At 70.7% G+C, this 19,900-nt stretch carries 19 protein-coding genes; 5 read left to right on the forward strand and 14 right to left on the reverse strand.

Annotation, left to right across the window (positions count from 1 at the left end; all coding sequences use genetic code 11):
- A partial coding sequence (locus VNT59_RS10055) for an enolase C-terminal domain-like protein (RefSeq protein WP_325498215.1) occupies positions 1-559 on the forward strand: 559 nt, incomplete at its 5' end.
- Between the two features lie 159 nt (positions 560-718).
- Here VNT59_RS10055 and VNT59_RS10060 read toward each other — a convergent pair.
- From VNT59_RS10060 to VNT59_RS10085, 6 genes are all read right to left on the reverse strand, one after another.
- Positions 719-1,939, reverse strand: a complete 1,221-nt coding sequence (locus VNT59_RS10060) for a hypothetical protein (RefSeq protein ID WP_325498217.1) — start codon at positions 1,937-1,939, stop codon at positions 719-721.
- A complete protein-coding gene (locus VNT59_RS10065) occupies positions 1,936-3,531 on the reverse strand; it encodes a DUF4384 domain-containing protein (protein WP_325498219.1) in 1,596 nt (531 codons plus the stop codon). Before VNT59_RS10065 ends, VNT59_RS10060 begins: the two co-directional genes overlap by 4 nt.
- Before the next feature lie 123 nt (positions 3,532-3,654).
- Complete coding sequence (locus tag VNT59_RS10070; protein WP_325498221.1) at positions 3,655-4,062, reverse strand: hypothetical protein; 408 nt, start codon at positions 4,060-4,062, stop codon at positions 3,655-3,657.
- 72 nt (positions 4,063-4,134) lie between these two features.
- Positions 4,135-5,181: a hypothetical protein gene (locus VNT59_RS10075; protein ID WP_325498223.1), complete on the reverse strand. Its 1,047-nt coding sequence runs from the start codon at positions 5,179-5,181 to the stop codon at positions 4,135-4,137.
- 266 nt (positions 5,182-5,447) lie between these two features.
- Complete coding sequence (locus VNT59_RS10080) at positions 5,448-6,101, reverse strand: N-methyl-D-aspartate receptor NMDAR2C subunit (protein WP_325498225.1); 654 nt, start codon at positions 6,099-6,101, stop codon at positions 5,448-5,450.
- Between the two features lie 30 nt (positions 6,102-6,131).
- Positions 6,132-6,344, reverse strand: a complete 213-nt coding sequence (locus VNT59_RS10085) for a hypothetical protein (protein WP_325498227.1) — start codon at positions 6,342-6,344, stop codon at positions 6,132-6,134.
- Between the two features lie 211 nt (positions 6,345-6,555).
- Here VNT59_RS10085 and VNT59_RS10090 point away from each other — a divergent pair, with 211 nt between their 5' ends.
- On the forward strand, positions 6,556-7,941 hold the full coding sequence (locus tag VNT59_RS10090; protein ID WP_325498229.1) for an FAD-dependent oxidoreductase: 1,386 nt from the start codon (positions 6,556-6,558) through the stop codon (positions 7,939-7,941).
- A gap of 24 nt (positions 7,942-7,965) precedes the next feature.
- Here VNT59_RS10090 and glgC read toward each other — a convergent pair whose 3' ends face one another.
- The 8 genes from glgC to VNT59_RS10130 form a co-directional block, all read right to left on the reverse strand.
- The gene (gene glgC, locus VNT59_RS10095) at positions 7,966-9,213 is read right to left on the reverse strand and encodes a glucose-1-phosphate adenylyltransferase (protein WP_325498251.1); all 1,248 of its coding nucleotides are present in this window, start codon (positions 9,211-9,213) and stop codon (positions 7,966-7,968) included.
- Positions 9,214-9,380: 167 nt separating this feature from the next.
- Positions 9,381-10,010, reverse strand: coding sequence for a DedA family protein (locus VNT59_RS10100; RefSeq protein ID WP_325498231.1), 630 nt, complete (start codon positions 10,008-10,010; stop codon positions 9,381-9,383).
- A gap of 14 nt (positions 10,011-10,024) precedes the next feature.
- On the reverse strand, positions 10,025-11,905 hold the full coding sequence (locus VNT59_RS10105) for a potassium transporter Kup (RefSeq protein ID WP_325498233.1): 1,881 nt from the start codon (positions 11,903-11,905) through the stop codon (positions 10,025-10,027).
- Positions 11,906-11,977: 72 nt separating this feature from the next.
- Positions 11,978-12,664 (reverse strand): response regulator, encoded by a 687-nt coding sequence (locus VNT59_RS10110; RefSeq protein ID WP_325498235.1) that lies wholly within the window; start codon positions 12,662-12,664, stop codon positions 11,978-11,980.
- Positions 12,661-14,160, reverse strand: coding sequence for a DUF4118 domain-containing protein (locus tag VNT59_RS10115; protein WP_325498237.1), 1,500 nt, complete (start codon positions 14,158-14,160; stop codon positions 12,661-12,663). The genes VNT59_RS10110 and VNT59_RS10115 overlap by 4 nt, the downstream gene beginning before the upstream one ends.
- Positions 14,161-14,388: 228 nt before the next feature.
- Entirely contained in the window at positions 14,389-14,991 is a 603-nt protein-coding gene (locus tag VNT59_RS10120; RefSeq protein WP_325498239.1) for a hypothetical protein, read from the reverse strand.
- Positions 14,988-16,193 (reverse strand): MFS transporter, encoded by a 1,206-nt coding sequence (locus VNT59_RS10125; RefSeq protein WP_325498241.1) that lies wholly within the window; start codon positions 16,191-16,193, stop codon positions 14,988-14,990. The genes VNT59_RS10120 and VNT59_RS10125 overlap by 4 nt, the downstream gene beginning before the upstream one ends.
- A gap of 143 nt (positions 16,194-16,336) precedes the next feature.
- Positions 16,337-16,579, reverse strand: a complete 243-nt coding sequence (locus tag VNT59_RS10130; RefSeq protein ID WP_325498243.1) for a hypothetical protein — start codon at positions 16,577-16,579, stop codon at positions 16,337-16,339.
- A gap of 219 nt (positions 16,580-16,798) precedes the next feature.
- Between VNT59_RS10130 and pstS the strand changes: the two genes are divergently transcribed.
- The 3 genes from pstS to pstA all read left to right on the forward strand — a co-directional run bounded on the left by pstS (position 16,799) and on the right by pstA (position 19,802).
- The gene (gene pstS, locus VNT59_RS10135; protein ID WP_325498245.1) at positions 16,799-17,836 is read left to right on the forward strand and encodes a phosphate ABC transporter substrate-binding protein PstS; all 1,038 of its coding nucleotides are present in this window, start codon (positions 16,799-16,801) and stop codon (positions 17,834-17,836) included.
- 116 nt (positions 17,837-17,952) lie between these two features.
- Positions 17,953-18,918 (forward strand): phosphate ABC transporter permease subunit PstC, encoded by a 966-nt coding sequence (gene pstC, locus VNT59_RS10140; protein WP_325498247.1) that lies wholly within the window; start codon positions 17,953-17,955, stop codon positions 18,916-18,918.
- A complete protein-coding gene (pstA, locus tag VNT59_RS10145; RefSeq protein ID WP_325498249.1) occupies positions 18,915-19,802 on the forward strand; it encodes a phosphate ABC transporter permease PstA in 888 nt (295 codons plus the stop codon). The genes pstC and pstA overlap by 4 nt, the downstream gene beginning before the upstream one ends.
- Positions 19,803-19,900 lie beyond the last annotated feature (98 nt).

Consider the following 19,900-nt stretch of genomic DNA (forward strand, 5'->3'; position numbering starts at 1 on the left):
GGGGACGGGCGAGCGTCTCTGCGTCGACGTCAACGGGCGCTTCGACCTCGACACCGCCCTTGCCTATGCGGACGCGATCGCGCCCCTGGGCCTGCGCTGGTACGAGGAGCCGCTCGATCCGCTCGACTACCTGCTCCACGCTGCGCTGGCGACGCGCTACGCCGGACCGATCGCCACCGGCGAGAACCTGTTCTCGATGCAGGATGCGCGCAACCTGATCCGCTACGGCGGCATGCGACGGGACCGTGACTGGCTGCAGTTCGACTGCGCGCTGAGCTACGGCTGCGTCGAGTACCTGCGCACGCTGGAGATGCTCAAGTCCTACGGCTGGTCGCCGGCGCGCTGCATTCCGCACGGCGGCCACCAGATGTCGCTGCAGATCGCGGCCGGCCTGGGCCTGGGCGGCAACGAGTCCTACCCCGACCTGTTCCAGCCGTACGGCGGCTTCCCCGACGGCGTGAAGGTGGAGAACAGCTACGTCCGGCTGCCCGCGCTGCCCGGCATCGGCTTCGAGGGCAAGAGCGATCTGTACGCGGTGATGAAGGAGCTGGCGAGCTGAGGGTGCCTGTGCCGGGGCGATGCTGAGGTACTGATCCTGCTGCCCGCAGTACCGGCGCAGCATCCCGGCCGCCCCGATCGGCGGTCGCCCCAGGCGCGCCCGCGCTTCGGTTGAACGAGTCCGGGCAGGGCCCGCCGATGCGAGCGGGCACGGCGCGAGCTATTCAAAGCTGCGCCAGCGCCCGGCCGGCGGGCGCCAGCGCTCGGGCAGCAGGTCGGACAGCGGCGTCGGCTCGCGGCGCAGCACTTCGCGCGCCGGGGACGGGTCCACCGTCGGCATGTCGCGCGTCACGTCGACCTGTGCCAGCTGTTGCATCCAGGCGATGTCCACCCCGCCGTCCGGCGCTGGGCGCGAAAAGATCAGGGCCAGCATCCGCGCCGCCGCCGCACTGCCCTCCTGCTGCGCCTGCCGGTACAGGCGCACCGCTTCCGTGAAGTTGGCCGGCTGCCCGATGCCGCGGTGCACGCGCTGCGCGCGCTCGAAGGTGGCTTGCCCCGGGCCTGGCGCGGCCGGCGCGGCGCCACGCTGCCGGAGCAACGCCACGTTGGCTGCGGCAGCGGGCGATCGCGGCGCGGCCGCCCGGAACAGCGCCAGGGCCTCGTCCTCGCGTCCCTCGGCGGCAGCGGCCAGGCCCAGCTCCAACTGCGCCTGCACGCTGCCCGCGCGCGCGGCGGCCTGCAGCTGATCGCGCAGGGGCGGCCCGGCTGGCCCTGCCTGCCGCGGCGTCGGTGCAGCCTGCGGACCCGGCAGCAGCGGCGCAGGCGACACGCTCAGGGGCGCTCGCTCCGACGCGAGCAGCCAATCGAGGTACTGCGCGCGGGCCGCATCGTGCGGCTGCAGCGCGCCGATCCAGCGCCGCGCCGCGGCCGGGTCGGCCGGCCCGCCGCAGCCGTCGATCGCGCACCATGCCAGGCCCGCGGCCGCCAGCGGCTCGCCGTGCTGCCGGGCGCGCGCGAACCAGCTGCGCGCCTGGGCCGGATCGACCGGACCGCCCACACCGTGCAGGGCCGCCAGCCCGAGCCGCCACGCGGCGTGGCCCGCGGCCCGGCCGCTGCCGGCGGCGGCGGCCCGCAGCCGCGCGAGTTCTGCCTGCAGCGCCGGATCGGTCTGCGGCGGCATTGCCACCACCGGCGGCAGCGCACCCTCCGGCGCGATGCCGGGCCGCGCCGGCGGCTGCGGCGACAGCTCGGGCGCCGTCGGCGTCTGCAGCCCTGGCGGCAGCTGCGGGCCGGCCGGCACGATCGGCGGCAGCACCGGCGGCTGCTGCGATGGCTGCGGCACGGCCGCAGGCGACTCGCCCGGGTCCTGTTGCGCGGCGCGGCTGGCCAGCGCCGCGGCCATGGCCCACGCCAGCACGGCGAGGGCGCGGTACCGGCTCATCGGCGTGGGGCGGCGGCCGGCTGCCGACGCGGGGCCACCTGCCATTGCAGCGCGGCCATCGCGGCATTGCCGGCCCCGGCCGCCGTGTTGACCCGCTCGGTGAGCGCCTCCACGCTGGTCACGCCTTCCAGCGGCACGAAGGCCGGTGCGGTGACGATCGGGCCGAGTGGCCCGGCCAGGTCGCGGCCGGAGGCATAACAGGCGAGGCCTTCCGTGCCGGGCGCCGTCGCGTCCATGATGAAGCCGGGCAAGGGGCTCATCCAGTCCGGAATGCGCAGCGACAGCTCGCCGGAAACGAGCGCATTGGGGTGGGTCGGATTCGGCAGCAGGCGCAGCAACCGACCTTGCGCGTCGACGTAGAAGCAGTACAGGTAGGCGGCCCGCGACAGCGTCGCCGAGACGAACACCTGCTCGCCGACCTCGAAGCCGGTGCGGCCGACCATCGGGTTCTTGAGTTGGAGGTCGATGGCGATCGGTTGCGGCGGGCTTCCCAGCGCCTGCCGCAGCTGGTTGGTTCCGGGCACATGGCGCCGCGGCGCGACGCCGGCATCCGACCAGCCCACGCGCTGCAGCTTGCCGTCGGGCCCCAGGGCGACGAAGTCGCTCAGCGCGCGCTCGTACGTCGCGAAATCGACGACGCCGCTGACGACGATGCCGCTGTCCGCCTGGAAGCGGCCGACGGCCTCCATCAGTTCGGGGTCGTCGGGTCCGAGGTCGGCGCCGTCGGGCCGCAGGTAGCCGCGGGAGATGAGCGAGCGCTGCACCAGCCGGTTCTGCTCCAGCGGCGCGCCCTCCTCGAACCAGTCGCGCATCTGGCGCTGGAATTCGGGATGCGTCTGTTCCAGCGTGAGGCACTGCCAGTAGGGGACGCGTGCCCACTTGCCGACGAGCTCGATCACGCCCAGCTCGATCAGCGTGCGCATCGCGCCGCCGACGCCCAGCGAATAGTCCCGGCCGACGTTGAAGTTGACGCTGTAGGAGCCGATGCGGCCCTGGACGTCCAGGCCCTGTCCGGCGCCGCCGATCACCACCTCGTTGGCGGAGTCCAGCCCCGGCACGAGGGTGCGCGTGCGGAAGTCGCCCATGTGCAGCTCCAGCGCGACGACGGAGGCGTTGCGGCTGCGGCTGTAGCCGGTGTCCAGGCGGCTCGCCGAGGTGCCGACGTCGAAGCGGTTGGACAGCACCTGCTGGTCGAAATAGGCGACCGCGCCCGACACGTAGAGCGCCGGCTTCTGCAGCTGCAGCTGGTTGTTGTTCAGCAGGATGGTCGTGAGATTCTGGACGGTGTCCTGCCGCGCGATGTCGACCTCGTAGTCGACGTAGCGGAACGCGTTCGACAGCCGCGACATCTGGGACAAGGAGGTGACGATCATGTCCTTGACCGCCACCGGCACCTTGCCGGTGGGATCCGGAATCTGCTTGCTGGCGATCAGCGTCGTCGGCAGATTGGAGGCGCGCAGCAGCCGGTCCATGCACCGCAGCGACTCGCTGAAGCTGGTCAGCGCGCGTGTCGGTCGCACGACCGGTCGGTCCATGGCCGGCGCCTTGGCGTGGTAGTCCGCCTCCTTGCGCGCGTCGAGCGGCGCGGTCATGCAGCCTGCGAGCAAGGCGAGCAGCGCCATCGCGGGCGCGCACGCGACGGGCCTGGAATGGCCCGGAAGGGTTCTTGTTGTCTTGTCCTGCACGGCGGTCTCCGTCCGGAACGCCCGGGGTGGTCAGTTGCAGATGTTCACCAGGTCTCCGCGCAGCACCACGATCTGCTCGGTCCCGCTTTTCAACGTGGAGCCCTTGGGCACGACCGTGCTGGCGATCGACTGCGTGCACGTCGTCTTGAAGCCGTCGCTCCTGGCGGTGTTGATGACGTCCTCCCCGGTCTGGACGGCGCCCGGGTCGAGGTTGAAGGCCTTGGCCTCGTACCGCGCCACCTTCGCACGCTGCCACGCCGGCATGTCAGTGTTCAGGCTGGGGGCGCTGGATTTCGGTGCGTTGCCCAGCGGCAGCATCTGGATGGTCTGCTTGCGCTCGAGGATGAGGGGGTCTTCACCCGGCACCTGGGCCAGGGCCGGCAGCGCGGTCGCCAGGAGCGCTCCAGCAACGACAAGGATGGCGGTGGTCGTGTGCATGTGGTTCTCTCCTTCGGATGGTCGGGAAGTTGCGCCAGCCCTCGGGGCCGGCGCAACCGATGGCGTGGCGTCTCAGAACGCCGGGCTGGGCGCGTAGTTGGAACTGATGTTCTGCACTGCCCTGGAGTTGGTGCCATTGGCCTCGTTGGTCACCAGTGCGCCGGAGAAGAAGGCCGTCTGGGTCGACGGTCCGCCGATGGTCACGTTGTCGAAGTTGGAGGAGATGTTCTGCGCAGCCTTCGAATTGAGACCGAAGGCCGTGTTGCTGAAGTCGGTGTTGCCCGTTGCGGTCACCGTCTGGATCGATGCGGCATTGACGGTCACGTCGAGGTAGTTGCTGGCGAAGTTCTGCACGGCGAAGCTGTTGATTCCGCTCGTCGTGTTCAGCGCGTCCGTGCCCGGGTTGAACGTGGTGGTCTGGGTCGAATTGGCATTCAGCAGGACGCCGGCGCCGGTGCCGCCGTAGTTGCTCGACAGGTTCTGGATGGCCGTGGTCCCGTTCGCTTGCGCGTCGTTCTTCACCACCGAGGCATTGAGTGTCGTCTTCTGGTCAGACGTGCCGGCGTTGACGTTCACGTTTCCGTTGTTGCTCGACAGGTTCTGGAAGGCATTGCTGGCGTCACCGGTCGCGTGGTTGTCCAGGGTCGTGCCGTCGAGCACGTTCGTCAGCTGCTTGGAGACGGCGCCGGTGCCGATGGAGACATTGCCGGCGTTCGACGACAGGTCCTGCAGCGCGTACGCGCCGCTCCCGGCCGCGGTGTTCTTGATGGCGTTCGCAGCGGGGCCGCTCGCGTTCACTTCTTGCGTCGACGAGCCATTGATGATCACGTTTCCGCCGTGGTTGGAGGCCAGGTTCTGGTGCGCGGCGGTGCCGGGCACGGCGGAAGCGAGGTTGGAAACCGTCGTGTTGCTGATGCTCGAGGTCTGGGTCGACGAACCCGTCGCCCCGATGCTGACAGTGCCGGGCGACGTGGGCTGGACGGCCATGGCTGCGGTGGCGATGGTGCTGAGTGCAAACAGGGCGAGACTCTTCATGATGTTTCCTCTCGATGTGGACGATGACCGCCGATCAAGGCGGCCGCGGTTGTCGGCTCCGCAGAGCCGGAATCGATTCCACATGCGAGCTCCCGGCCGGCCAATCGCCGGAACTGGCTACTCAGTTCTGATGAAACACGATCGGTCCCCCGGCGTGGTCTCGGCATCCATCCGCATCTGCGCCGTCCCGGCACGCATCAGTGACCCCGCGTGGCGGTGGAGGATCCAGCATCCCTCCTCCTGTTTCAGTCGCAGCGATTGGCAACGCCTAGCGCTGCCGAGCAGGTCATGCCGGCTTGCATCCACCGGGGTCTGCCCCGGTCAGCCGCGGCGCGACTGCTCAGCGTTCCTCAGGACGGTCCGGCCAGGCGCGCCAGCGCCCGGGCCAGGTTCTGGCGCGCCGCGGCCTCGAACCACGCGGCCAGCGGCGCCGTCGAATAGATCCGCGGACGCGCGAGGAAGCGACGCAGGATGTGAGTGCGACCCGCGCGATAGTCGGGCTCCGGCACGTGCGCGTATTCGAGCCGCACCTGCCGCTCGTACTCGTCGAAGCGCTGTGGCTCGGTGCCGAGGATGGCCAGATCGATGTCCACCAGCAGCTGGGCGTCGGCGCCGGCGGGAACGGCGTCGTGACGCGTGGCCAGCACCAGGGCCTGCACCCGGTCGGCCACGGCGGCCGCGGCTCCGGCCTGCACGATGCTTGCGCGCGCCCAGCACGCGCTGCGCTCCTCGTTGTCGTGGCGGCGCGGATCGTAGTGCGCGTCGTGGAAGAAGAGCGCCAGCGCGACTTCCCCCGGCGCCTGCGCCAGCGGCCGCACGCGCTCGAACAGCGCGAGACATTCGTCCAGATGCTGCAGCGTGTGGTAGCGGCGGTGCGGCTCGCTCCACGCGGCGATCAGTTCGGCGTAGCGCGATTCATCGGCGGCGGCGCCACCGAGGGCGCGCCAGGCTTCGTTCCAGGCGAGCTGCCGCCAGGGCGGCACGGGCGCTGCGGTCGTCGACACGGTGTGTGGTGCCGCGACAACGGGCCGCGCTTACCAGAGCGCGGAGTCGCGCATTTCCTGCAGCTTCTGGCGCTGCCGGCGGCGCGCCACCGCGCGCCAGCGCGCGACCACCAGCGTGACGGCCACGGCGGCGAGCAACCATTCCACCCGGATCGCACCGCCACCCAGCATGGCGCGGCCGAGCACCACGGCCAGGGCGGCCAGGGCGGCAACGCAAAGGAGGGTGAACAGGGTCTTCATCATGAGGCGGACGGGAGGCGGAATCGGTTGGTCAGGTTTTTATACGGTCTGGCGCGAAGGACGAACTGTAGCGTTTTCCCGGATCGCTCGCAGCGCGGGGCTTCTGATGGTTGCGCGCAACGGGCACCGCGAATTTGTCATGGGTCTGCTCGCAGAGGCGGCAGCGCGCGCCCCCGCCTATGATCGTCGGGCCCGTGGCGATGACGGATCGAAGATGACGACGAGAAGGAAACTCGCGGCCGATGTCCTGGTACTCGGCGGCGGCATGGCCGGCCTGTGCGCGGCGCTCACCGCGCGGCAGCGCGGCGCGCGGGTGCTGGTGCTCGAAAAGGGCACGCGCTTCGGCGGCTCCATGTACCTGTCCAACGGCATCGTGTGGACCTTCGCCCGCCTGCAGGATGCGCGCGCGCGGGCGCCCGACGGCGACGCGGCGCTGCAGGACCTGCTGGTGGGCGGCCTGAGCGAAGGGCTGGACTGGCTCGCCGCGCAGGGCGTGCAACTCGAACCCGAGCGTGTCTACCTGCAGTGCGGACGCGGCCGCGCGGCCGCGGGCCCGCAGATGACGCAGGCGCTGGTGGACGGCGCCCGCGCCGCGGGCGCGACGCTGCTCGCCGGCACCGCGCTGCAGGATCTCCTGTTCGAGGATGGCGCCGTCACCGGTGCCCGCGCGTTCGACCGCGATGGTGCGATCGAGGTGCGCGCGCGGTCCGTGGTCCTGGCCACCGGCGGGTTCCAGGGCAATGCCGAACTGCTGGCGCGACACGTGTCGCCGCACGCCGCTGCGATGTACCTGCGCGGCAATCCGTGGAGCACCGGCGACGGCCTGCTGGCCGCGCTCGACGGCGGCGCGGCCACCAGCTGCGCGCTCGACACCTTCTACGGCCATGCGCTGACCGCGCCGCCGGCTCGCTTCAACGCCTTCGGCTTCCAGGAGATGAGCCACAAGTACGGGCCGCTGGCGGTGGCCCTGAATCTGCAGGGGCAGCGCTTCACCGACGAGTCGGCCGGCACCGGCGAGGAATGGCTGAACGCTCAGATCGCCAGGCAACCGGGCGCGACGGCGGCGTACGTCTTCGATGCCGACGTCGCCGAGCGCGCCTACGAGGGCGGGGCGCTCGCTCGGGTGGTGCTGGAACGGGCGCGCCAGGCCGGCGGGCCGGTCGCGCAGGCGGACACGCCGGCGGGCCTGGCCGATCGGATGCAGGCGTGGGGGCTGCCGCCGGACCAGGTGCTGCGCACGCTGGAGGAATACAACGCGGCGGTGGTGCAGGGCCGCGGCGCCCGGCTGGCGCCGGCGCGCCGGGCCAATCCGTTTCCCGTGCTGCGGCCGCCCTTCAGCGCGGCGCTGGTGCGCTCGGCCGTCACCTTCACCTGCGGCGGCCTGCGCACCGACCTGGACATGCGGGTGTTGCGCCGCGCCGCGTCGATCTCGATGCTCCCGCTGGTGACGGCGCCGCCCGACGAACTGCAGGTGGCGCCGATCCCCGGCCTCCATGCGGCCGGCTGCGACGTCGGCGGCTTCAGCACCAGCGGCTATCTCGGCGGGCTGGCGCAGGCGCTGGTCAGCGGCCGGATCGCCGGCGCCGCCGCGGCCGGGTGAGCCGGCGCAAGGCCGGCGGCCGCGTCAGAGCTTTTCCAGCATCTCGCAGGTGACCAGCACCACGCCGCTGGGCGAGCGGTGGAAGCGCTTGGCGTCGAGCTGGGCGTCCTCGCCGATCACCATGCCTTCCGGAATCCTGCAGCCGCGGTCGATCACCACCTTCGACAGCCGGCAGTAGCGCCCGATCTCGCAGGTCGGCATGATCACCGCCTGGCTGATGGTGCAGCCCGAGTGGATGCGCACGCTCGAGAACAGCACCGCGTCGCGGATCACCGACCCCGACACGATGCAGCCGCCCGACGCCAGCACGTTGGCCGTCACGCCATGGTTGCCGCGATGGTCGGGCACGAACTTCGCCGGCGGCAGCTGTTCCTGGTAGGTCCAGATCGGCCACTCGCGGTCGTAGATGTTCAGCTCCGGCAGGTCGGAGGCGAGGTCGAGGTTGGCGGCCCAGAACGCGTCCACGGTTCCGACGTCGCGCCAGTACGGCCTGTCGCGCGTCGCATAAGGCACGCTCGACAGGTTGAGCGGATGCGCCAGCACGTTGTCCTCGCGGACCACCCGCGGAATGATGTTCTTGCCGAAGTCGTGGTCGGACGTGTCGTCCGCCAGATCCTGCTCGAGCAGCTGGTACAGGTACTCGGCGTTGAAGACGTAGATGCCCATGCTGCCGAGCGCGCGGTCCGGCTTGCCCGGCATCGGCGGCGGGTCCTTGGGCTTTTCCAGGAAGGCGGTGACGCGGCGCGATTCGTCGATGTGCATCACGCCCAGCGCGGTGGCCTCCAGGCGCGGCACCTCGATGCAACCGACGGTGCAGCGGCTGCCGCGCTCCACGTGGTCCAGCAGCATCAGCGAGTAGTCCATCTTGTAGACGTGGTCGCCGGCCAGGATCAGGATGTACTCGGGGCCGTAGGACTTGAGGATGTCGATGTTCTGGTAGACCGCATCGGCCGTGCCGCGGTACCAGTAGGCCTCGTTCACGCGCTGCTGCGCCGGCAGCAGGTCGATGAATTCGTTGGCCTCGCCGCGCAGGAAGTTCCAGCCGCGCTGCAGGTGGCGCAGCAGCGAATGCGACTTGTACTGCGTCAGCACGCCCATGCGGCGGATGCCGGAGTTGATGCAGTTCGACAGCGCGAAGTCGATGATCCGGAACTTGCCGCCGAAGTACACCGCCGGCTTGGCCCGCTTGTCGGTGAGTTCCATCAGCCGGGACCCGCGGCCGCCGGCCAGCACCAGGGCGACGGTGCGGTTGGGTAGTTGGCGCGCCAGCATCAGACGGTCGGCCGTCGCGGGCGCGCCGGCCACTGCACTGGCTGACAGATTCTTCTGCGTTGGTTGGTCTGCCATGGCGTTGCGTCCTTGCTCGGCTCGACTTTGGTGCAGCAGCGCGGCGGCCCGTGTAGGACGGCGCCAACTTCTGCCGTTGGCCGGTGCGGCGCCTACGGTGGAGGTGGCGGCCTCTTGCGGCGGCGCAGCAGCAGGTACAGCAGCGCCGCGGCGATCGCCGCCAGCAGCGCGGGCACCAGCACCCCTTGCACCTGCTGCACCCGTGCCAGGATGTCCTGCCAGCGGCCGCCGATCGCGCGCACCGCGTAGACCAGCAGCGGCAGCTCCACCAGGGCGGCCGCGCCATCGAACACGAACAGGTGCCAATACGGAATCTTCATCGACCCGGCGGCGAAGAACAGCGCCGTGCGCATGCCGGGCATGAAGCGCACGGCGAAGATCGAGGCGGGTCCCCAGCGCCGCATGCGGTCCTGCATGGCGGCGACGCGCGCCGGCGGCAGCATGCGGGCCAGCGCCCGGTGCCGCAGCATGGGCGCGCCGAACCGATGGCCCCAGTGGAAGACCAGCCCATCCGCGAAGAGCAGGCCGCACCACGCCACGGCGATCAGCGGCAGCGGATCCATCACGCCGCGCAGGGTCAGCGCGGCGGCGGCCAGCAGCAGGACGTCCTCGTTGATCGGCAGGCCGAAGCCGCTGGCCGCCAGCGCGCCGAACAGCAGCGCATAGGCGGGCAGCCCCTGCAGCGACTGCAGGAAGGCCATCACCGAAGCCATCGCGTCCATGCGCGATTCTGTCGCTAGATCTGGACCCGGGTCCCCAGTTCGATCACGCAGTTGTTCGGCAGCTTCAGGAAGTCGGCCACGCTGCCGGCATTCCTGGCCATGAAGGCGAACAGTCCCTCCCGCCAGCGTGCCATGCCGGTGCGACGGGTCGGCACGATGGTCTCGCGGCTGAGAAAGTAGGTGGTTTCGAACAGATCGATCGGCAGGGCCTCGGAGCGGCACTGGGCCAGCGCTTTCGGGATGTCGGGCGTGTCCTTGAACCCGTAGTTGACGCGCACCGTCCAGAAGCCGGGACCCAGCGGCGTCGCCACCACCCGCTCGGCGGAGGGTATCCACGGCACGTCGTGGAACACCACGGTGAGGATCAGATTGCGCTCGTGCAGCACCTGGTTGTGCTTGAGGTTGTGCAGCAGCGCCTGAGGCACGCTGTCCTGGCCGGCCACGGCGTAGACGGCCGTGCGGCGGGCCCGGTTGATCCGGTCGGCGGCGAGCGCCTGCACGAACGGCAGCAAGGGCGGATCGTCCTGGCCGATACGCTCGAGCAGCAGCTCGCGCCCGCGCCGCCAGACCGCCATCCACGTGAACAAGGCCACGCCGAGCACCAGCGGGAACCAGCCGCCCTGGAGGAATTTCAGCGAGCAGGCGATCACCAGCAGCAGGTCAAGGGCGAGAAAGAAGCTCGTCGAGGCGGCCGCCAGCGGCAGCGGATAGCGCCAGTCGTAGCGCAGCACGAAGAACGTCAGCAAGGTGGTGGTGAACATCGTCACCGTGACGGCGATGCCGTAGGCCGAGGCGAGCGCGGAGGAACTGCCGAAGCCGAGCACGGCCAGCAGCACGGCCGTCAGCAGCAGCCAGTTGACGAGCGGAATGTAGATCTGCCCCATCTCCTTCTCGGAGGTGTGGAGCACGTGCATGCGCGGCAGCAGTCCGAGCTGCATCACCTGCTTGGTCATCGAGTAGGCGCCGCTGATCACCGCCTGCGACGCGATGACGGTGGCGGCGGCGGCCAGCATCACCGCCGGGATCAGCCATGACGGCGCGAACAGATGGAAGAACGGGTTGGCCAGCGCCGCGGGCTCGCGCATCAGAAGCGCGCCCTGGCCCATGTAGTTCAGGGCGAGCGCCGGCAACACCAGGCCGGCCCAGGCCACCTGGATCGGGCGCCGGCCGAAATGGCCCAGGTCCGCGTAGAGCGCTTCGGCGCCGGTGAACGCGAGCACGACGGCGCCGAGCACCGCGAACATGTGCCAGCCCTGCGCGCGCAGGAAACCCCAGGCGTGCAACGGGTCGAGCGCCGCGAGGATCGCCGGCTCGCGCGCGATCTGCAGCGCGCCGGTGACCGCCAGCACCGCGAACCAGGCGCCGATCACGGGGCCGAACAGCCGGCCCACCAGGCTGGTGCCGAAGCGCTGCACCGCGAACAGGCCGATGATGATGCCGATCGAGATCGGCAGCACGTACGGCCTGAACGCCGGCGTGGCGATCTCGAGCCCCTCGACGGCGCTCAGCACCGAGATGGCGGGCGTGATCACGCTGTCGCCATAGAAGAGGGCGCCGCCGAACACCCCGATCAGCAGCAGCACCAGGCGCCGCCGCGCCGCGCCGCCGGCGGCCTTGGATGCCAGCGCCGTGAGCGCCATGATCCCGCCTTCGCCGCGGTTGTCGGCGCGCAGGATCAGGATCACGTACTTGAGGGTCACCACCAGCATGAGGCCCCAGAAGATCACGGAAATCGCACCGACGAGGTGGGCCGCGTCCAGCGGCACGCCCAGTGCGGGGTTGAAGACCTCCTTGACCGTGTACAGCGGGCTGGTGCCGATGTCGCCGTAGACGACGCCCAGCGCGCCGACGGTGAGGGCCGCGCGACTTTCCCGCGGCAGGTTGTTGTTGCTCATTGAGGGCCTTGCGAACGCCGGACAGGCCCGCAGTCTGCCCGCCGTCGCATCAGGAAAGCATATGGGCGCGCTTCAGGCGACGGCCAGCCGGTAGCCGACCCCCGTCTCCGTCAGCAGGTGGCGCGGTTCGGCCGGATCGGCCTCGATCTTGGCCCGCAGCTGGCCCATGTACAGCCGCAGGTAATGGGTGTGGTCGGTGTACTCCGCACCCCACACGTCGGCCAGCAGCTGGCGGTGCGTCACCACCCGCCCGGCGCTGCGCACCAGGCGCGCGAGCAGCTTGAACTCGGTGGGCGTGAGGTGCACCGGCTCGCCGGCGACCGTCACCAGCCGCGAACGCAGATCCACCTTGAGGCCGTCCAGTTCGTGCACCGTGGCGGCCGGGTCCAGCGCCGTGCCGCGGTGCCGCAGCGCGACGCGGATGCGCGCCAGCAGTTCGCCGACGCTGAACGGCTTGGTGAGATAGTCGTCGGCGCCGGCATCGAGCAGCTTGATCTTCTCGGCTTCCTGGTGCCGCGCGGAGACGACCAGCACCGGCAGGGCGTGCGCCTTGCGGATCTGCCGCACGAGGTCGAGGCCGTCGCCATCGGGCAGGCCGAGGTCGAGCACGACGACATCGGGCAGCGCATGGTGCAGGATCGCGGCGGCTTCGCTCACCGACACCGCCGTGCGGACGTCGAAGCCTTCGGCCGCGAGCGACGAGTGCAGCACCGAGCGGATTTCGGGGTCGTCCTCGACCACCAGCAGCCGGATGCTCACTCGACGACCTCCCGTGGCTGTTCGGCGTGGATCGGCAGGGCCAGCACGAAGCTGCTGCCGCCGCCGTCGCGGCGCCGCGCCGTGAGCGTGGCGCCGTGGGCCCGCGCGATCGCCAGGCAGACCGCCAGTCCCAGGCCCGCGCCGCCGCGGCCCGAGCGGTCGCTGCGCCGATAGCGCTCGAAGATCGCCTGCTCCTCGCCCGGCGCGATGCCGGGGCCGCGGTCCTCCACCGCGACCTCGAGCCGGTCCCCGACCTGGCGCACGGCCAGGTCGATGCCCTCGGTGCTGTACTTGAGGGCGTTGTCCAGCAGGTTCTCCAGCAACTGGGCGAGCAGCACCGGGTCCGCCTTGATCAGGGGCAGGGCCGGCGGGACCCTGGAGCGGATGCGCCGCGACTGGTCGCGCTGGCGCACGCGCCCGAGGACGGCGCCCACCACTTCCTCCATCGAGACCCAGTCCAGGTCGAGCCGGTCGGCGTGTCCGAGGCGGACCAGCTGCAGCGTGTTCTCGGTGAGCGTGGACAGGTAGCGCGCTTCGCTGACGATGCAGGCGAGCAGGCGTTCCTGGCCGGCGGCGTCGAGCTTGTCGCGCTGGGTCTGGAGCGCCGAAGCGGCGCCGACGATGGCCGCCAGCGGCGTGCGCAGGTCGTGCGAAATGGCGGCCAGGAAGGTGCTCTGCACCAGGTGCCATTGGGCCTCCTGCCGGACCGCCTCCATCGACGCCGTCAGCTTGAGCCGCCATGCCGCCTGCGCGACCAGGGCGCACAGCGCCTGCGCGTGTTCGCGCCCGGCGTGATCGTACGCGGACACGTTCTGCACGCAGGCCGCGCCGGTCGTCTGGCCGCCGGTGCCGAGCGGCAGATACCAGGCGTCGAGTCCCGGCCAGCGGCCCGTGCCCGGCCCCAGCGTGGCGCCTTCGCGGATGCAGCACCGCATGCCGTCGCCGAAGGTGGCGGCCAGGTCGCCGGGCAGGTCGGGTTCGCCCTGGGGCGTGAGCAGCGCGATCACGGACGGCCCCGGAAACGCCGCGGCCAGTGCCTCGGCCGCCAGAGCGGCCACCTCGCCGGGGCTCTTCGCGTCGGCCAGCCCGGTCGCCAGCGCCTGCAACTGGCGCGCCCGCTGCTCGCTGCGACGCGCGGTCCGGGTCTCGCGTCGCAGCGAGCTGGCCAGATGGCTGATGACCAGGGCCACGGCGAGCATGGTGACCAGCGCGACCAGGTGCTCCTGGCCTTCGACTTGGAACGTCCAGCGGGGCGGCACGAAGAAGAAGTTCAGCAGGATCACGGCGCCGAAGGCGCAGCCGACGCTGACCGCCCAGGGCAGGCGGTAGGACGCGACCACCACGGCCAGCACGTAGATCATGGCCTGGCTCGTCAGCGAGAGGTATCGGTCCAGGGCCAGGCCGGCCGTCGTCGCGGTGGCCAGCAGCAGGATCGCCACGCCCCAGTCGCGGGGGGACGGCGTCGCTGGATCGTCGCGGACGGCTGGCAGGGTCATGTCGCGCCAGCGTAGCACCCGGCGCATCAGGATCGCATCAGGAAGCGCGGCCGCGACGGCGCGCCGGCCGGTGTCACGAAATCCGGCCACCGGGCGACCGGGAGTCGCCGTTGGTGCGCGCGAACCGGAAGGACCGCAACGGCGCCGCCGTCGGCTATCTCACGGCCACGCCGAACCAGCCCCGGCTCGCTTGAGCGCGCCAGCCCGGCGGCCGCCGTGGACCGCCGTTCAGGCGGCGAAGGACTGCTGCAGGGTCAGCACGGTGCCGTTCGCGGCGAACCAGTCGCGCAGCCGCTCCATCCCGGCGCGCTCGCGCCGGCTCAGTTCGCCGCCGCCGAGCCGCTGGCCCCAGTAGCCGTTGACGATCAGGGTCTCGGCCGGCGCCAGATGGGCCAGCAGCGCCTCGGCCGTGCCGGCCTGCAGGTACATGCTGACGTCGTTGACGAACACGATGCTGCGGCCGCTGGCGGCCAGCCGCTGCAGGCAGCTGTCGGCCAGCGCCAGGTTGGCCTGCGCCTTGCCGATCGCCTCGGCCTCGCTGGCGGAGCTCAGCCGCGGCGCCGCCAGCTGCGCGTGCAGGCACAGGGCCGCGCAGCCGGCCGGGGCCGCCAGCCGGCCGCCGACGCCCTTGAGGCCGCGCGCGGCGGCCAGCGCCGGCGGGATGTGCGGCGCCAGGTCGACGATCGCGATGCGCGCCCCGACGCCGCGACGGCACAGGTCGTCCAGGATGCGGCGGGCCAGCGTGGTCTTGCCGGTGTTGACGTCGCCGAGGATCAGGAGCTTGCGGCCCAGGCAGTCGCCCGGGTCCGGCGCCGCGCCGCGCACGGTCATGCGGCGGCGGGCCGCCGGGCCTCGCGCTGGAAAGTTTCCGGCAGCAGGAACAGCATCAGCACGCCGACCACGTAGACGACGCAGGTGACCGCCAGACCGGACTGCAGCCCGTACGACTTGCCGATCCAGCCGATCGTGTAGGGCGCGGCCATCGCGCCGACGCGCCCCATGTTCCAGCAGAAGCCGCCGGCGTAGGCGCGCAGGTGCTCGGGAAAGAGCTCCGCGTAATAGGCGCCCAGGATGCCGCCGGCGCCGCACAGGCCGAAGCCGACCACGGCGCCCCACCAGAACAGGAACATCGGGTCGAGCACGACGATGTAGACGCCGATCGCCACGGCGCACAGCGCGAAGGCGGCCATCATCGACTTGCGCCGCCCGACCGTGTCGGCCAGCCAGCCGAAGAACTGGAAGCCCAGGAACATGCCCAGGTACATGACGAACGAGAACCCCAGCATCGTGGTGAGGCTGACGCCGCGCTCCTTGGTCAGGAAGGTGGGGATCCAGAACGCCGCGCCCCAGTAGCCGGCCAGGTTGACGATGCTCACCAGCGTGGCCGCCAGCGTGACCGGCGCGACCTCGCGGGTGAAGATGGCGCCGATGCCCACCCGCGGCGCGGTGCGCGCGGCGCCAGGCGCCGGGGCAGGACGGTCGGCGGGAATGAGATGCCAGGCCAGCACCGCCGCGGGAATCGAGACCGCGCCGGCCAGGAACAGCCATTCCCAGTGCGTCTCCAGGACCGAGCGGCCGACCGCGGCCGCCACCGCCGCGCCGATGGCGAAACTGCTGAAGACGAAGGAGGCGGCGCGTCCGCGGTGTTCGGCCGACCAGTGCTGGGCGATCAGCGCCGCGCACGGGCCCCACACGCCGCCGATCGCCAGCCCGGTGAAGAAGCGCAGCGCCATCCAGTGGGCCCAGGTGTGCACCAGGTAGACGGCGGCCATGCCCACGCCCAGCCACAGCAGCGCCAGCACCAGCGCGAAGCGCCGGCCGCGGTTCTCGGCGATCAGGCCGAAGACGACGCCGCCGGCCATCGCGCCCAGCGCCGTCGCCGATCCCAGCAGGCCGGCTTCGGGCAGCGACATGCCCAGCAGCTTGAGCAGCACCGGCATCGCCAGCGCCAGCACGGTGAGGTCGTAGCTGTCGAAGAGGTAGGCGGCGAAGGTGGCCCAGAGGACGCGCCAGCGTTGAGGACTTCCACTCATGGTTCGATGGGGTTCGGCCGCTGCGCGGATGCCGCCGCCGGAGTTGATGGACCCGGCGACCGCAGGACATCTGCACTGCGGCTCCGGCCAGGCCATTCTATGCCGCGGCCCGCCGACCGCCGCGACCAGCCGGCCGCGCAGCCTCAGCCGGTTTCGAGGTCCGGGGCTGCCGGCGGCGCCGGCGGCTCGCGGTCCGCCGGCGCCAGATAGCCCTGTTCGAACAGCTCGCCCACGATCTGCTCGCCCATGCCGTTGAACAGCCGCGCCAGCGCCTGCGCCGGCATCCGTCGTTCGGCCAGCAGCAGCACGCTGCGGGCGCGCAGCGGCAGGTTCTGCACGCCCGGATGAAGTTCCAGGCGGGCCTTGGTGGTGGTCTGCATCATCATGGGGTGCTCCTCGGTCGATTTCCAGTGGACCGCAGCCGCGTGACGCGCCGATGACGGTGCCGGCGCACCAGAAGGCGGCGGCCGGCGCTGCGGCAAGGCCATCCGCCTGTCCGCACGCAACGAACATGCCGGGACAGCTCGGCCGCGAAACGTTGTCACAGCGCTGTCACAGACCTCGCCTAGAGTTCGCCGCAACGGTTCCAACTCACAGGGTCAAACATGAACACCAGCTTCCGCATCGCCACCCTCGGCCTGGCCGCGCTCGCTTTCACCGGCCTGGCGGCGGCCCAGGACGTCACCGGCGCCGGCGCCAGCTTTCCGGCGCCGCTGTACGCCAAGTGGGCGGCCGACTATCACAAGGCCAGCGGCGCGAAGATCAATTACCAATCGGTGGGCTCGGGCGCGGGCATCAAGCAGATCGAGGCCAAGACGGTGGACTTCGGCGCCTCGGACATGCCGCTGGCCGACGAGGAGCTGGCCAAGAAGGGGCTGGTGCAGTTTCCCACCGTGATCGGCGGGGTGATCCCGGTGATCAACGTCAAGGGCATCGCCGCCGGCCAGCTGCGCCTGAACGGGCAGGTGCTTGGCGACATCTACCTGGGCAAGATCACCAAGTGGAACGATGCGGCGCTCAAGGCGCTCAACCCTGGGGTGAACCTGCCCGATGCGGCCATCGCGCCGGTGCGCCGCGCCGACGGCTCGGGCACCACCTTCATTTTCACCAACTACCTGTCCAAGGTGAACGCCGACTGGAAGGCCAAGGTCGGCGAGGGCACGGCGGTGAACTGGCCGGCGGGCACCGGCGGCAAGGGCAACGAGGGGGTGGCCGCTTTCGTGGGCCGCCTGCCCAACTCGATCGGCTACGTGGAGTACGCCTACGTCAAGCAGAACAAGATGACCTATGCGCTGCTGCAAAACGCCGCCGGCCAGTTCGTGGCGCCCGACGACGCGGCCTTCAAGGCGGCGGCCGCCGGCGCCGAGTGGTCCAAGAGCTTCCACCAGATCCTGACCAACCAGCCCGGGGCCCAGTCCTGGCCGCTGACCGGAGCCACCTTCATCCTGATGCACAAGGTGCAGGACAAGCCGGCGCAGGCCGGCGCGGCGCTGAAGTTCTTCGAGTGGGCCTACAAGAACGGCGACAAAACCGCCGACGACCTGGACTACGTGCCCATGCCCGCCGCCGTCAAGTCCCAGGTCGAGAAGCTGTGGTCCACCCAGATCAAGGACGCCGCCGGCAAGCCGGTTGCCGCGAAGTAACAAGATCGCAAGACACTCTTGCAGCGAGCGCCGGGGTGCCAACCGTGTCGCCTACACTTCCGGCCCATGCGGCTTCCCAGGAACTTCCAGCGGTGCTCGCGCAGCGCCGCCGCGCCATGAGCGCGCCCGCGCGTCCCGCCGGTCGGCGTACCGCTGCGATCGGTGACCATCTCTTCCGCTGGGCGGCGCTGGCCGCCGCCTTGCTGACGCTCGGCCTGCTGCTGGGCATTCTGGTCGCGCTGATGATCGGCGCCTGGCCGGCCATCGTCCGCTACGGTCCGGCCTTTCTCGCCAACAGTGTCTGGGACCCGCCGGGGGACCAGTTCGGCGGGCTGGTGATGATCTACGGCACCATCGCGACCTCGCTGATCGCGCTCATCATTGCCGTGCCGGTGAGCTTCGGCATCGCCCTGTTCCTGACCGAACTCTCGCCCGGCTGGCTCAAGCGGCCGCTCGGCACCGCCGTCGAACTGCTGGCGGCCGTGCCCTCGATCGTCTACGGCATGTGGGGACTGCTGGTCTTCGGGCCGATTCTCGCGACCTGGGTCCAGCAGCCGCTGCAGGCGCTGTTCGGCCAGGTGCCGTACCTCGGCGCGCTGTTTGCGGGACCACCGGTGGGCATCGGCATCCTGGCGGCCGGCATCATCCTGGCGATCATGATCATTCCCTACATCGCGTCGGTGATGCGCGACGTGTTCGAGGTCACGCCGCCGATGCTCAAGGAGTCGGCCTACGCGCTGGGCTCGACCACCTGGGAGGTGATCTACCGGGTGGTGCTGCCGTACACCAAGGGTGGCGTCATCGGCGGGATCATGCTCGGCCTGGGACGGGCGCTGGGCGAAACGATGGCCGTGACCTTCGTCATCGGCAACTTCAACCAGCTCGACTCGGTGAGCCTGTTCGCGCCCGCCAACAGCATCACCTCGGCGCTGGCCAACGAATTCGCCGAAGCGGCGGGCGGCATGCACCAGGCGGCCCTGATCTACCTGGCGCTGGTGCTGTTCTTCATCACGTTCGTGGTGCTGAGCCTGTCGAAACTGCTGCTGGCGCGGCTGCGCCGCCACGAGGGAGCCCGCTCATGAGGGGCACCGGCGAACGGCTCGTGCAGTCGCGGGACGCCGCGGCCGCTCGCGAACGGATCTACCTGAGCCGCAAGCGCCGCAACCGGGTCGCGTTGGGCCTGTCGCTGGCCGCCATGGCGTTCGGCGTCTTCTGGCTGATCTGGATCCTGCTGGAAACCGTCAGGCTCGGCATCGGCGGCCTGGCCTGGTCGACCTTCAGCCAGATGACGCCGGCGCCCAACGAACCCGGCGGCATCGCCAACGCGCTGTGGGGCTCGTTCCTGATGGTGCTGCTGGCAACCTTCGTCGGCACCCCGATCGGCATCATGGCCGGCATCTACCTGGCCGAGTACGGCACCAGGGGCTGGCTCGGCGCGGTGACGCGCTTCGTCAACGACATCCTGCTGTCGGCGCCATCCATCGTCATCGGCCTGTTCGTGTATGCGGTGGTGGTGGCGCGTTACAAGCATTTCTCCGGCTGGGCCGGGGCCATGGCCTTGACCCTGATCGTCATCCCGGTCGTGATCCGCACCACCGAGAACATGCTGCTGCTGGTGCCGTCGGGGTTGCGCGAGGCGGCCTATGCGCTGGGCGCGCCCAAGTGGAAGGTGATCACCCGGATCACCGTGCGCGCCGCCCGCGCCGGCGTCGTCACCGGCGTGCTGCTGGCGGTCGCGCGGATTTCGGGCGAGACGGCGCCGCTGCTGTTCACGGCCCTCAACAACCAGTTCTTCACCTCCGACTTGGCCGAGCCGATGGCCAGCATACCGGTGACGATCTTCAAGTTCGCGATGAGTCCCTACGAGAACTGGCAGCAGCTGGCGTGGGCGGGGGTCTTCCTCATCACCCTGGCCGTGCTGGGCCTGAATATCCTGGCCCGCGTGGTCACCCGCAGCCGTGCCTGAACCGTCCATGCAAGCCCTGTCCGCCTCCAACACCGCCAAGCTCGCCGTGCGCGACCTCAACTTCTACTACGGGAAGTTCCACGCGCTGCGCGACATCA

It is taken from the genome of Ramlibacter sp., from assembly GCF_035554825.1.
Lineage (GTDB): Bacteria > Pseudomonadota > Gammaproteobacteria > Burkholderiales > Burkholderiaceae_C > Ramlibacter.

Bases quoted from the DNA above. Each gene is read 5' to 3' on its own strand.
- VNT59_RS10125 (WP_325498241.1), bottom strand. From the start codon at position 16,193: ATGAGTGGAAGTCCTCAACGCTGGCGCGTCCTCTGGGCCACCTTCGCC.
- VNT59_RS10100 (WP_325498231.1), bottom strand. From the start codon at position 10,010: ATGGACGCGATGGCTTCGGTGATGGCCTTCCTGCAGTCGCTGCAGGGG.
- glgC (WP_325498251.1), bottom strand. From the start codon at position 9,213: ATGCTGGCGCGCCAACTACCCAACCGCACCGTCGCCCTGGTGCTGGCC.
- VNT59_RS10130 (WP_325498243.1), bottom strand. From the start codon at position 16,579: ATGATGATGCAGACCACCACCAAGGCCCGCCTGGAACTTCATCCGGGC.
- VNT59_RS10120 (WP_325498239.1), bottom strand. From the start codon at position 14,991: ATGACCGTGCGCGGCGCGGCGCCGGACCCGGGCGACTGCCTGGGCCGC.
- VNT59_RS10085 (WP_325498227.1), bottom strand. From the start codon at position 6,344: ATGATGAAGACCCTGTTCACCCTCCTTTGCGTTGCCGCCCTGGCCGCC.
- pstS (WP_325498245.1), top strand. From the start codon at position 16,799: ATGAACACCAGCTTCCGCATCGCCACCCTCGGCCTGGCCGCGCTCGCT.
- VNT59_RS10105 (WP_325498233.1), bottom strand. From the start codon at position 11,905: ATGAGCAACAACAACCTGCCGCGGGAAAGTCGCGCGGCCCTCACCGTC.
- VNT59_RS10090 (WP_325498229.1), top strand. From the start codon at position 6,556: ATGACGACGAGAAGGAAACTCGCGGCCGATGTCCTGGTACTCGGCGGC.
- VNT59_RS10065 (WP_325498219.1), bottom strand. From the start codon at position 3,531: ATGACCGCGCCGCTCGACGCGCGCAAGGAGGCGGACTACCACGCCAAG.
- VNT59_RS10060 (WP_325498217.1), bottom strand. From the start codon at position 1,939: ATGAGCCGGTACCGCGCCCTCGCCGTGCTGGCGTGGGCCATGGCCGCG.
- VNT59_RS10070 (WP_325498221.1), bottom strand. From the start codon at position 4,062: ATGCACACGACCACCGCCATCCTTGTCGTTGCTGGAGCGCTCCTGGCG.
- VNT59_RS10115 (WP_325498237.1), bottom strand. From the start codon at position 14,160: ATGACCCTGCCAGCCGTCCGCGACGATCCAGCGACGCCGTCCCCCCGC.
- VNT59_RS10075 (WP_325498223.1), bottom strand. From the start codon at position 5,181: ATGTGGAATCGATTCCGGCTCTGCGGAGCCGACAACCGCGGCCGCCTT.
- pstC (WP_325498247.1), top strand. From the start codon at position 17,953: ATGAGCGCGCCCGCGCGTCCCGCCGGTCGGCGTACCGCTGCGATCGGT.
- pstA (WP_325498249.1), top strand. From the start codon at position 18,915: ATGAGGGGCACCGGCGAACGGCTCGTGCAGTCGCGGGACGCCGCGGCC.